This window comes from Phenylobacterium zucineum HLK1 (assembly GCF_000017265.1).
Taxonomy (GTDB): Bacteria; Pseudomonadota; Alphaproteobacteria; order Caulobacterales; family Caulobacteraceae; genus Phenylobacterium; species Phenylobacterium zucineum.
In genome coordinates, this window is the sequence record NC_011144.1 from 1170389 (window position 1) to 1183640 (window position 13252).

At 73.6% G+C, this 13252-nt stretch carries 6 protein-coding genes; 4 read left to right on the top strand and 2 right to left on the bottom strand.

The genetic code is table 11. The features are described 5' to 3' along the window. Positions 1–110: 110 nt before the first annotated feature. Positions 111–8180, top strand: a complete 8070-nt coding sequence (locus PHZ_RS23540; RefSeq protein ID WP_187149102.1) for a type I secretion C-terminal target domain-containing protein — start codon at positions 111–113, stop codon at positions 8178–8180. Positions 8181–8561: 381 nt separating this feature from the next. Here the strand turns inward: PHZ_RS23540 and PHZ_RS05740 are convergent, their stop codons facing one another. Both PHZ_RS05740 and PHZ_RS05745 read right to left on the bottom strand, forming a co-directional pair. After that, a complete protein-coding gene (locus PHZ_RS05740; protein ID WP_012521606.1) occupies positions 8562–8972 on the bottom strand; it encodes a hypothetical protein in 411 nt (136 codons plus the stop codon). Positions 8973–9039: 67 nt separating this feature from the next. Next, positions 9040–10719 carry a M28 family metallopeptidase gene (locus PHZ_RS05745; protein ID WP_012521607.1) on the bottom strand — a complete coding sequence of 560 codons (1680 nt, stop codon included), beginning with the start codon at positions 10717–10719 and terminating at the stop codon, positions 9040–9042. Between the two features lie 215 nt (positions 10720–10934). Here PHZ_RS05745 and PHZ_RS21525 point away from each other — a divergent pair, with 215 nt between their 5' ends. The 3 genes from PHZ_RS21525 to PHZ_RS05760 are packed head-to-tail and all read left to right on the top strand — an operon-like array spanning position 10935 to position 12940. Beyond that, positions 10935–11672, top strand: coding sequence for a hypothetical protein (locus tag PHZ_RS21525; protein WP_012521608.1), 738 nt, complete (start codon positions 10935–10937; stop codon positions 11670–11672). A gap of 3 nt (positions 11673–11675) precedes the next feature. Beyond that, positions 11676–12071: a phage holin family protein gene (locus PHZ_RS05755; protein ID WP_012521609.1), complete on the top strand. Its 396-nt coding sequence runs from the start codon at positions 11676–11678 to the stop codon at positions 12069–12071. 2 nt (positions 12072–12073) lie between these two features. Beyond that, on the top strand, positions 12074–12940 hold the full coding sequence (locus PHZ_RS05760; protein ID WP_041373269.1) for a DUF3618 domain-containing protein: 867 nt from the start codon (positions 12074–12076) through the stop codon (positions 12938–12940). Positions 12941–13252 lie beyond the last annotated feature (312 nt).

Consider the following 13252-nt stretch of genomic DNA (forward strand, 5'->3'; position numbering starts at 1 on the left):
CTACCCCCTTGGGGGGAGAGTACGCCGAAAGAACATAACGGCGTTCTCCCAGAAATGTCGTGCGCCGCGACTGAAAGTCCGCGCGCGCGTGATCTCGGATGGTGGGGACCATGGCCGAATTCAACGGAACCGCGGACGCGGACGTGCTCGACGGCGGCGTGGACGCCGACCTCGTTACTGGCCTGGGCGGGGACGACACTCTGGGCGGCGGCGCCGGAGACGACACGATCACGGGCGACGCCGGGGCGGACATGATCCGCGGCGGCGAGGGGAACGATTCCATCGACGCCGGGAGCGAGGCGGACCTCGTCTGGGGGGACGCCGGCGACGACAGCATCCTGGGCGGCGACGGCCGCGATCAGATCAACGCCGGCGACGGAAACGACACGGTCGACGGCGGGGCCGGGATCGACCGGATCAGCTACACCGGCGCCACGGGCGGCGTGACCGTGGACCTGTCGCTGAGCGGCCCGCAGGCCACCGGCTGGGGCACGGACACCCTGATGGGCGTCGAGCAGGTCTCGGGCTCGAACCACAGCGACCGGCTGACGGGAAGCGACGCCGCGAACTGGCTGTGGGGCCTGGACTTCGGGACCGAGACCATCTCGGGCGGCGACGGCGACGACCTGGTGCAGGTGGGCGCGGGCGACCACATGCTGGACGGCGGGGCGGGGACCTCGGACACGCTGGGCTTCTACGCGCTCAGCCTCGAACACCCGATCGTCGTCTCGCTGGCGCTGCAGGGATCGGCGCAGGCGACCGGCAACGGCTCGATGACCCTGAACGGGTTCGAGAACCTGTCGGGCACGATGTGGGGCGCCGACACCCTGACCGGCGACGGCCTGGCCAACGTGCTGGCCGGGTGGGGCGGCTCGGACAGCCTGTCGGGGGGCGACGGGAACGATACGCTGCTGGGCGACGGCGTGATCTTCCCCGACGCCGACGGGGCGATCACGACCTATGACGACGACGGGGTCCAGCCCGACCCCGATCCCTATTTCGAGGTCGGCTACAACGACACCCTGGAGGGCGGGAACGGCGCCGACACCCTGAAGGGCGGCGGCGGCGACGACCGGCTGACCGGCGGCGCGGGGAACGACTCCATCGACGGCGGGTCCGGGACGGACACGGTGGCGTACTCCAGCGCCGACCATCCGCTGGGCGTGTTCGTGGACCTGGCGGGGGGCGCGGCCTCGCGGTTCGACGCGGACCTTGGCGATTGGGTCGCCGAGGACACGATCGCGGGCGTCGAGAACGCCATCGGCACCGAGAGCTGGGACCGGCTCCAGGGCGACGGCGGGGCCAACCGGCTGGAGGCCCGGGGCGGCCACGATGTGGTGATCGGCGGCGACGGCGACGACACCCTGCTGGGCGGCGACGGCAACGATCTCCTCCGCGGCGGGAGCGGCGACGACGTGCTGAACGGCGGCGCGGGCATCGACCGCGTCAGCTACTTCGGCGCCGCGAACCTGGGCGACCCGGGCGTGACGGTGGACCTGAACCTCCAGGACGTGGCCCAGAACACCGGCCAGGGCATGGATGTCCTGAGCGGCATCGAGGCGGTCTCGGGCTCGGACGGCGACGACACCCTGACGGGCGACGCCGGGGCCAACTGGCTGTACGGCGGCCAGGGGAACGACCTGATCTCGGGCGGGGACGGCGACGACCTGGTCGAGGTGGGCTCCGGCAGCCACACGCTGGACGGCGGCGCCGGGCTGGACGTGGTCTCGTTCAACGGCAACACGCTCGAGACGTTCGGTGGGGTGGCGTTCTCGCTGGCGGCCCAGGGCGGCGCGCAGGCGACCGGCCAGGGCTCGGTGACGGCGAGCGGCTTCGAGGGCGTCTCGGGGTCGGGGCACGCCGACACCCTGGCGGGCGACGGCGGCGACAACACGGTGGCCGGCGGCGGCGGGGCCGACAGCCTCTCGGGCGGCGCGGGCCACGACCGGATCTACGGCGACCGGGTGGTCTCGGTGGACACCGACGGCGCGGGCACGGCCGGCGTCTCGGCCCTGCTGCTGGCGGCCTCGCCCGGCGACGATACGCTGTCGGGCGGCGAGGGGAACGACACCCTCGACGGCGGCGACGGCGCCGACACGGCGGTCTTCAGCGGCGCGCGGGCGGATTTCCAGATCGTGGTCAACGGCGACGGCTCGGTCACCGTCACCGACACCGTGGGCGCGGAGGGCGTCGACACCCTGACAGGCGTGGAGACGCTGCAGTTCTCGGACGGCGCCGTGGCGGTGAGCTCGCTGCTGGACGGCGGCGCGGGCGCGGACAGCCTGACGGGCACCGGCGGGGCCGACAGCATCCTGGCCGGCGCCGGCGACGACACCGTCGCGGGCGGCGACGGGGCGGACACGCTCGGCGGCGAGGACGGCGCCGACATCCTGCGCGGGGAGGGCGGGAACGACAGCCTTTCGGGCGGCGCCGGCGTCGACCTGCTGACCGGCGGGGCCGGCGACGACGTGCTGGACGGCGGGGCGGACGCCGACCGGGCGTCCTACTTCGACGCCACGAACGGGGTGAACGTGAGCCTGGCGGCGGCCGGGGCGCAGAACACCGGCTGGGGGACCGACACCCTGGTCTCCATCGAGCACCTGACCGGCTCGAACCACGACGACACCCTCACCGGCGACGGCGGCGCCAACTGGCTGTGGGGCGCCGGCGGCTCGGACAGCATCTCGGGCGCCGCGGGCGACGACCTGGTCTCGGTCGGACGGGGCGCCCATACGGTGGACGGCGGCGACGGGATCGACAGCCTGTCGTTCTTCAGCAACACCCTGACCGGACCGGTGAGCGTCTCGCTGGCCGCGACAGGCGCGCAGGACACCGGGCAGGGCGTGATGGCCCTGTCGGGCTTCGAGAACCTGTCCGGCAACATGCTGTCGGGCGACACCCTGACCGGCGACGGGGCGGCCAACGTGCTGGCCGGCTGGGGCGGGTCGGACAGCCTGGACGGCGGGGCCGGGAACGACCGGCTGCTGGGCGACGGCGCCATCTACGGCGACGTGGCGGGCGGGATCACCACCGCCGAGGACGACGGCCCGATCGCCGATCCGCCGTTCACCGTCACCTACAACGACACCCTGACCGGCGGCGACGGGGCGGACACCCTGATCGGCGGGGCCGGCAACGACCGCCTGGAGGGCGGCGCCGGGAGCGACACGGCGGTCTTCGCCGGGGACCTCGCGGACTACACCGTCACGACCGCCGCCGACGGCACGGTCACGGTGGCGGGCGCCAGCGGCACGGACACGCTCATCGGCGTCGAGGCGCTGCAGTTCGACGACCAGACGATCGCCCCGCCGGTCCACAACGCCAGCAACACCGGCACGGCCGGGGACGACACCCTGACGGGCGGGGCCGGGGCCGACACCCTCAGCGGCCTGGGCGGGGCCGACAACATCAGCGGCGCCGACGGCGACGACCTGATCGACGGCGGCGCGGGCGACGACTTCCTGAGCGGCTGGACCGGCAACGACACGGTGCAGGGCGGCGACGGCGTCGACCTGATCTACCTGGGCGCCGGGACGGACTCGGTGGACGGGGGCGCGGGCTTCGACCGGGTGGCCTTCGACGGCGGCGCGGCGGTGAACGTCGACCTGGCGGTCACCACGGCGCAGGCGACGGGCCAGGGCTCGAAGACCATCGTCAACGTCGAGGCGGTCTCGGGCACGAGCGGCGACGACACCCTGGCCGGCGATGACCAGGCCAACTGGCTGTGGGGCCACAACGGCGGCAGCGACGACCTGTCGGGCCGCGGGGGCGACGATGCGCTGATGGTCGGCGACGGCGACCATGCGCTGGACGGCGGCGACGGCTCGGACACGCTGGTGACCGCCTACGCCATCACGGGCGCGATCGCGGTCGACCTGAACCAGACCACGGCGCAGGCCACCGGCCGCGGCGCCTGGACGCTGACCGGCGTCGAGAACGTGTCGGGCACGGTCGGCGCCGACACGCTGACGGGCGACGGCGGCGCGAACACCCTGGCCGGCATGAAGGGCGCGGACGTGCTCGCGGGCGGGAGCGGCGCCGACGTCCTGTGGGGCGACGGGCAGATCGGACCCCTGAACGGGGTGATCGTCACCAGCCTGACGCCGTTCGCCGGCTCGCCCGAAGGCGTGGAAGGCGACGACACCCTGACCGGCGGCGCCGGGAACGACACCATCGACGGCGGCGGCGGGACCGACACGGCGGTCTTCAGCGGCGCGCGCAGCAGCTACACGATCGCCATCGCGGGCGACGGCGTGATCACGGTCGAGGGACCCGACGGGACGGACACCCTGACGAACGTCGAGCTGCTGAAGTTCGACGACGCCGTGGTCTCGGCGAACGGCGGCGAGAGCCTGACCGGCGCGGGCGGGGACGACACGCTGGACGGCGGGAACGGGCCGGACACGCTGAGCGGGCTGGCCGGCGACGACGTGCTGCAAGGCGCGGGCGGCGGCGACCTGCTGCAGGGCGGCGACGACGACGACACGCTGCGCGGCCAGGACGGGAACGACACCCTGCAGGGCGGCGCCGGCGTGGACGTGCTGGTGGGCGGCCTCGGGGACGACTCCATCGACGGCGGGGCGGGCAACGACCGCGCGGCCTATGGTGACGCGACCACCGGCGTGAACGTCAGCCTGGCGGCGGCCGGGGCGCAGAACACCGGCTGGGGCGTCGACACCCTGACCGGCGTCGAGCACCTGTCGGGCTCGCAGTACAACGACACCCTGACCGGCGACGCCGGCGACAACTGGCTGTGGGGCCTGGACACCGGGACCGAGTCCATCTCGGGCGGGGCCGGAAACGATCTCGTCTTCGTCGGCGCCGGCGCCCACGTGCTGGACGGCGGAGCGGGGACCTCGGACACCCTGGGCTTCTACGCCACCAGCCTGACGAACCCGCTGGTCGTCTCGCTGGCCCTGCAGGGGGCGGCCCAGACCACCGGCAACGGGGCGATGCGCCTCAGCAATTTCGAGAACCTCTCGGGGACGAGCTGGGGCGGGGACACGCTCACCGGCGACGGCGCGGCCAACATCCTGGCCGGCTGGGGCGGCTCGGACAGCCTCGCGGGCGGGGCCGGCAACGACACCCTGCTGGGCGACGGGGCGGTGTTCCCCGACGAAGCCAGCGCGATCACGGTGCACGACGAATACGCCATCGTCTCGGGCGCGCCCTTCACCGTCACCTACAACGACACCCTGAACGGCGGCGACGGGGCCGACACGCTGAAGGGCGGCGGCGGCGACGACCGGCTGATCGGCGGGGCCGGCGCGGATTCGATGGACGGCGGCGCCGGGAACGACACCGTCGACTACTCCGCCGCCTCCGCGGCGGTGCGCGTGAGCCTGGCCGACGGGACGGGCGAGCGCTGGGACGGCTCGGCCTTCGTCGGCGAGGACACGATCGCCGGCGTCGAGCATGTCGTCGGCACGGCGTTCTGGGACACCCTGATCGGCGACGAGGGGGGCAACAGCATCGCGGGCGGCGCGGGGCACGACGGCCTGGTCGGCGCCGGCGGGAACGACACGCTCTCGGGCGGGGCCGACGACGACTTCCTGGCCGGCGGCCTGGGCGACGACGTGCTGGACGGCGGCGCGGGCATCGACCGGGTCTCGTTCAGCGCCGGGGCGACCGCGGGCGTGACGGTGGACCTGGCCACCCAGGGCGTGGCCCAGGCCACCGGCATGGGCTCGGACACCCTGATCGGGATCGAGCACGTCTCGGGCACGGCGTTCAACGACACCCTGTCGGGCGACGGCGGCGACAACTGGATCTGGGGCGGCTCGAACGGCACGGGCGTCACCGGGAACGACAGCCTCTCGGGCGGCGGCGGGAACGACCTCATCCAGGTGGGCAACGGGACCCACACCGTCGACGGCGGCGCCGGCGTCGACACGCTGAGCTTCGAGGGCAACGGGACCGACATGTCGGCCGGCGTGAACGTCTCGCTGGCCACGGCGGGCGCGCAGGCGTCGGCGGGGGTGACGGTCACGGCCACGGGCTTCGAGAACCTGTCGGGCTCGACCCACGGCGACACCCTGGCGGGCGACGCCGGAAACAACCTGCTGGCGGGCCACGCGGGCGCCGACTCCCTCTCGGGCGGGGCGGGCGCGGACCTGCTGCTGGGCGACGGCCTCGTGGAGACCAGCAGCCCGGTGGGCAACGGCGGGCCGATCGCGACGGTGCTGGACGACGGCGGCGCCGGGGCCGACACCATCGACGCCGGCTCGGGCAACGACACGGTCAACGCCGGCGGCGGGGCCGACCGGGTGAGCGTCGACACCCAGGCGGGCGAGACCTCGCGGATCACCCTGGGCGCGGGCGCCGACACCCTGTCGCTGGCCGGCTCCACGCGGGGCATGGTGGTCACGACCGACTTCCAGGCCGGCCCCGGCGGCGACGTGCTGGACATCACCGACGCCCTGGCCGCGCGCCTGACCGGCTGGACCCCCGGAACGGATCCGTTCGCGGACGGCTACATGCGGCTGGTGCAGGACGGCAACGCCGCCGTCATCCAGATCGACGCCGACGGCGGCGGGAACGCCTGGACCGACTTCATGCGGCTGGAGAACACCAGCAGCCTGAGCCTGACGGCGGCGAACCTGGGCGATGCGGACTACGTGCCCGCGCCGATGGTCACCGGCGGCTCCAGCGGCGATTCCTTCGCCTGGACCCCCGACAGCCCGGCCACGGGCGTGGACGGCGGCGAGGGCGTGGACGAGGTGGTGATCGAGGCGCCCGCGCCGCCGCCCGGCATGAGCGCGACGATCAAGCCCAGCGCCGACGGCACGTCCATGGAGCTGGACTTCGACGGCGACGGGACCCCGGACCTGACCATCACCAACGTCGAGGAGCTGGTGCTCAACGGCAAGCGGGTGGTGATCACCGGCGACCTGTCGCGCACGGGCCTGGCCCCCAACACCATCACCTACGGGGGCGATGCGGACGACAACCTGTTCGACGCCGGCGGCATGACCTCGATCGAGTCGGTCAACGCGACCGGCGCGGGCGGGGCCGACACCCTGATCGGGGCCGGCGGCAACGACAGCCTGTCGGGCGGGGCGGGGGCCGACAGCCTGGCGGCCGGGGCCGAGAACGACACCCTGAACGGTGGCGACGGGAACGACACCCTCGACGGCGGGGCGGGGTCGCTGGACGTGGCCGTGTTCTCGGGGAACCGCGCGGACTACACCATCACCGCCCTGGGCGGCGGGGTGGTGGAGGTCTCGGGGACCGACGGCGCCGACCGGCTGTCGAACATCGAGCGGCTGCGCTTCGACGACAAGACCACCGACATCAACGGCGCGGACATCGGCGGCGGCGGTGGAGGCGGCGGCGGCGGCGGGAGCGGTCCGCCGGTCGCCACGGCCGGGAACGACATCGCCGTCTTCGGCATGGCGAACGACAGCTTCCAGGCGGGCGCCGGGAACGACTCGGTGACCGCCGGCGGCGGGGACGACTACGTGCACGGCAACACCGGCGCGGACAGCGTCTCGGGCGGGGCGGGGGCCGACACCCTGCGCGGCGGCCAGGGCGACGATCTGATCAACGGCGACGACGGCGACGACCGGCTGTACGGCGACCTCGGCGACGACCGGGTGTTCGGCGGGGCCGGGAACGACCGGATCGAGGACTCGGAGGGCAGCAACTTCCTGCGCGGCGGGGACGGGGCCGACGAGATCTACGGCGGCTCGGGCTTCGACGACGCCCACGGCAACATCGGCGACGACCTGGTGCGCGGCGGCGACGGCGGGGACTGGGTGGTCGGCGGCCAAGGCAACGACCGGCTGTTCGGCGACGCGGGCGGCGACGCGGTCCTGGGCAACCTGGGCGACGACACCGCCGAGGGCGGGACCGGGAACGACATCGTCCGCGGCGGCCAGGGGGCGGACGTGGTGCTCGGCGGCGACGGCGACGACTGGCTGTCGGGAGACCGCGGCGCGGACACGCTGACCGGCGGCGCAGGGGCCGACACCTTCCACGCCTGGGGAGACTCCGGCGAGGACCGGATCCTCGACTTCAACTTCGCCGAGGGCGACCGCGTGAACCTGCTGGCGGGCTCGACCTACACCGCCGCCCAGGTGGGCGCGGACGTGGTGGTCAGCATCGACGGCGGCGCGCAGGTGACCCTGGTCGGCGTGCAGCTCGCGAGCCTCGGAGACGGCTGGCTGTTCGTGGGTTAGGCCGCGGGGACGGGGGAACGGGGGGAGGAGCCCGGCCGGGATCGGAGAGGGACCCGGCCGGGCGATCTTCCGCGCTAGATCGCGCCGAGCAGGACGGCCAGCAGGCCCAGGGCCGAGGCGGTCAGGGCGACGGCCTCCGGAACCCGGGACCAGCGGATCACATAGCGCACGCGCACGGGTGACAGCATGGGGGGACGACTCGCCTCGCGGTGGGGCTCGTCACCCGGGCGGCCGCGCACTCGGGGGGAGGGGTGAGACGCGGCGGGCGAGGGGCGGGGCGGGCTCCAAGCCTTGCGTCCGGGTGACGAGAACTCGTTCTACAGTGAGAACGTGTTTAGTTTAAACTAAACACCCCGTCAACCGCCGTGATCCCGGAAATCGCTAGCAGGCGTAGCGGCGCTTCACCGTCACGTTGCGGCGGGCGTAGGGATCCCAGTACCGCTCCTTGGCGGTGCAGGTCCGGTAGCCGTAGCCGTATCCGCGCGGGGCGTAGGCGTAGGGCCGGTCGTAGCGGTAGTCGTAGCCGTAGCGCGCGCCGTAGGGGGCGCCGTAGCCGTAGCGGGAGCCGTAGTAGCCGTCGTTGTAGTAGGTGCGGCTGTTGCTGTTGCCGGCGAGGGCGGCGCCGAGCGCCAGGCCCGCGACGCCGGCCACGATGGCGGCGGCCGCGGCGTCGTCGTTGTCGCGGTGGCGGTAGTGGCGGCGGTAGTCTCGCGCCTCGGCCGGGGCGGCGGTCGCGGCGACCGCGCCCGCGGCGGTGACGGCGGCGAGAGAGGCGGCAAGGATCTTACGCATGGGGAGGCCTCCTGAGCTTGCCGCCAAGCCTGCGGGGCCGCCCCTGAACCCAGGCTGAACGGGGCCGTCAGGGTCGCCGTGCGGCCGCCGTTTCGGCGCGGATGGGCTTCAACTCGGAGCCCTCGTTCCAGTCCGGCCAGGCGCGGGAGTTCGCCAGCCGCAGGCCGATCTCGTAGGCCAGGTTCACGTCCGCCGCCGCGCCGCTGTAGTCGTGGGTCGGCTCCCAGCGGTCGCAGGTCTGGTGATAGCAGCGGGCGGTGAAGTCCTCGACCCACCTGTCGCCGGCGGCGCGGCCGCCCTCGACGAGGTCGGGCCCGCCGGCCAGGGCCATCAGCAGCAGGGTCGGCACGCCGCGGCGGCCGAACGAGAAGTGGTCGGCGCGGTAGTTGAGCGCGCGCTCGGGGCGCGGGTCGGGGGTGATGGTGCGGCCGCGCTTGGCGGCGGCGGCCTTCAGCAGGTCCTCGAGCTGGTTCTGACCCGAGCCGATCAGCACCACGTCGCGGGTGGGGCCGAGAGGCTGGAGGGTGTCGAAAGCGATGCTCGCGACCATCTTGCCCACCGGATAGGACATGGTCTGGGCGTAGAACTCGGACCCCAGCAGGCCCCGCTCCTCGCCGGTCCACAGGCCGAACAGGACGGTGCGCTCGGGGCGTGGGCCGGCCTTGAAGGCGCGGGCGACCTCGATGACCCCGGCCACGCCCGTGGCGCTGTCGAGCGCGCCGGGGCGGATGGTGCGGCCCTCGGCGTCGGGCGCGCCGACCCCGTAAGCGTCCCAGTGCGAGCTGTACATGACCGTCTCGTCGGGATGCCTGGAGCCACGGACGGCGCCCAGGACGTTGCGGCTGGTCAGCTTCTCGACCGCGTTGCCGTAGTCGGCGGAGAAGGCGGCGCCCTTGAGCTCGACGGGGGTGAAGGCGGCGGTGCGGGCGCGGGCCTTCTGGGCCTCGAAGTCGAGCCCCGAGGCCTTGAACAGCTCGACGGCGAGGTCGCGCTGCATCCAGCCCTGCAGCAGCAGGCGGTCGGCGGCGGGGTCCTTGCGCACGACGTCGTAGCTCTCGCCGCCGCCGGCGATCACGGTGCTCCAGGGATAGGCCGCGCCGGCGGTCTCGTGGACGATCAGCGCGCCCAGGGCGCCCTGGCGCACGGCCTCCTCGTACTTGTAGGTCCAGCGGGCGTAGTAGGTGGCGGCCTTGCCGCCGAACTTGCCGGCGACCGGCTCGCCCGCCTTGGCCTCGAAATCGGGGTCGTTGATGAGGATGACGGCGATCTTGCCCTTCAGGTCCACGCCCTTGAAGTCGTCCCAGCCGCGCTCGGGGGCGGTGACGCCGTAACCGACGAACACCAGCGGGGCGTTCTCGATGCGGATGCGCGGGGTCGGGCGCTGGGTCTCGACGCGCAGGTCGGTCTGGGTGGCGAGGGTGCGGTCGAGGCCGGGGGCGGTGAGCCGGTAGGCCCCGCCGGGGGCGGTCTGGAAGCGGTAGAGCTGGACCTCCTGCACATAGGTCCCGTCGTCGCCGGCGGGCTCGAGGCCGAGCGCCCTGAACTGCTCCACCAGATAGTCGACGGTCTTCTGCTCGCCCGGGCCGCCGGGCGCGCGCCCGAAGTAGGCGTCGCTCGCCAGCTCGCGGGTGATGTCGGAGATGCGCTGGGCCGAGATCGGGCCGGTGTCGGCGGTCGCTTCGCGGGCCAGGACCGGGGCGGCGGGAGCGGCGGCGAGGAGCGCCGCGGCGACGATGAGGGCTTTCATGCGCCGGACCCTACAGGCCCGGGCGGGCGGGGTGGAAGGGGGCGCTGCCGGTTGCGGTCAGACTTCGGCCGGAACTCGCGAAGATTTTTGCGGTTTTCGCCCCGCGCGGCCGGACCGATCGGCGGTCGGGCGCGTTTAGCTCTGGCGCGGGGCCGGCAGACGCGGCCGCGCGCGCGGAATTCGCCTGCTCGGGCGTGCGGCTTGCGGAGACGACCATGACCGATATCGACACCACCGGCGGCCTTTCGGCCGACACCTCTGGCGACACCCGGGGCGCGGGCAAGAAGGGCCAGGCCAAGGCGGCCATCGGCCAGGCGGGCCATGCGCTGAAGCAGGAGGCCCAGACCTTCGCCTCGGCGGCGCAGGAACGGGCCCGGACCGAGGCCCAGAAGCGGACCCAGACGGCCACCAAGACCCTGGGCGACTTCGCCAACGCGGTCCGGCGGGCCGGCGACGAGCTGGCCCAGGCCGACCAGAGCCCGGCCGCGCGGCTGATCGGACAGGCGGCCGACGGGCTGGAGAAGCTGACCCGGAACCTGGAGGACAAGCAGCCCGAGGAGCTGCTGGACGCGGTGCGCGACTTCGGCCGCCGCCATCCCGCGGCGTTCATCGGCGGCGCCGTGCTGGCGGGCATCGCGCTGGGCCGGTTCGTCCGCGCCAGCGAGAGCGCCACGGGCCTGACGAGCGACTACGCGGGCGATCTTTCGGATACGGCGGGCGAGACGACCTATCCGCCGGCCGAGACGTCCACCTATGCGGCCGGCCCGGCGGCGACCGCCGACGAGACCCTGGGCCTCTCGGGGGCCCTCTCGGGGGGCCTTTCGGGGGGCATGACCGGCGCCTCGGGCGTCGACGCCGAGGTGGAGACGCCCGGCCTCGTCCCCTCGGACGTGGAGGACCAGACCTCTGTGCTGGGCGTGGACGAGGATGCGCCCGAACGGCGGGGGACGTGACGCATGGATGATCCCCGCATCGGCGCCGACGCGCGGACGCTGCCCGAGCTCGTCTCCCAGCTCACGACCGACCTGGCCACCCTGGTGCGCAAGGAATCGGAGCTCGTCCGCACCGAGATGACCGAGAAGATGCACCTCGCCGGCAAGGCGGTCGGCGAGATCGTGGCCGGCGGCGTGCTGCTGCTGGCGGCGCTGGGCGTGCTGCTGGCGGCCCTGGTCCAGGCGCTGTCGGAATACATGCACCCGGCCTTCGCCTCGCTGCTCGTCGGCGTGGTGGTGGCCGCCATCGGGATCGTCCTCGTGCGTGCGGGCATGAAGATGATGAAGCCCGAGAACCTGACGCCCGACCGGTCGGCGCGGCAGCTGCAGAAAGACGCCCAGCTCGTGAAGGGAAGGTGAGGATGGCCAAGTCATCGGCGGAAGTGGAGCGCGAGGTCGAGGCCACGCGCGGGCAGATCGACCGGACGGTCGAGGCCCTGAAGGAAAAGATGCAACCCAAGGAACTGTTCGACGAGGCGACGAGGATCATGGGCGGAACGAGCAACAAGGTCCTGACCACGGTGGTGGAGCAGGCCAAGGAAAATCCCATCCCGGTCGCCATGATCGGCGCGGGCATCGCCTGGCTGGCGCTGAGCCAGGGCCGCAAGCGGCGCGACTACGACGCCTATTCGGGCGCCGGCTACTACGAGACCTACGAGGGCTACGACGAGAGCGAGGGCATGGCCGCCAAGCTCAAGGCGAAGGCCAAGGGCGCCGTCGGCGCGGCCAAGGGCAAGATCAGCGAGGCCAAGGAGAAGGTGGCCGAGGCCGCCCACCACGCCCGCAGCGGCGCGGCGGACGGCGCCTCCACCGCCAAGGGCCGCATGGCCGGCCTGACCGGCGCGGTCTCGACGCGGGCCAGCACGATGAGCCGCCAGGCGCAGCAGCGCTACCAGGAGACGCTGGACACCGAGCCCCTGATCCTCGGCGCCATCGGCGTGGCGGTGGGCATGGCCATCGGCGCCTCGATCCCGGCCAGCCGGACCGAGAACCGCTACATCGGCCCGCACCGCGACAAGCTGGTGGGCAAGGGCCGCGAGATGGCCAAGAGCTCGCTGCACGAGGCCCGCACCGTGGCCGAGCGCGCCTACGGCCAGGTGAAGGAGGAGCTCCATCGCCAGACCGGTCCGGAAGGCGAGGGCTCGACGCTGAAGGACAAGGCCAAGGCCCTCGCCGACGCCGGCGTCGGCAGCGTCCGCGAGGACGTGGACGGGCGGCTGCAGCACTAGGCTTAGGGCCGTCGGAGCTTGCTCCCCCTTCCTCCCCGACGGGGGAGGGGGACCATGCGCAGCATGGGGGTGGGGGCTTGCCGGCGGGCTCTGTGGATGGGGCCGGCCCCCTCCACCGCTATCGCGGTCCCCCTCCCCCGACGGGGGAGGAGGGCTTCTGCGTGAGGACGTGGACGGGCGGCTGCAGCACTAGTCTGAGGGCTGTCGGAGCTTGCTCCCCCTTCCTCCCCGACGGGGGAAGGGGACCATGCGCAGCATGGGGGTGGGGGCTTGCCGGCGGGCTCGGTGGATGGGGCCGGCCCCCTCCACCGC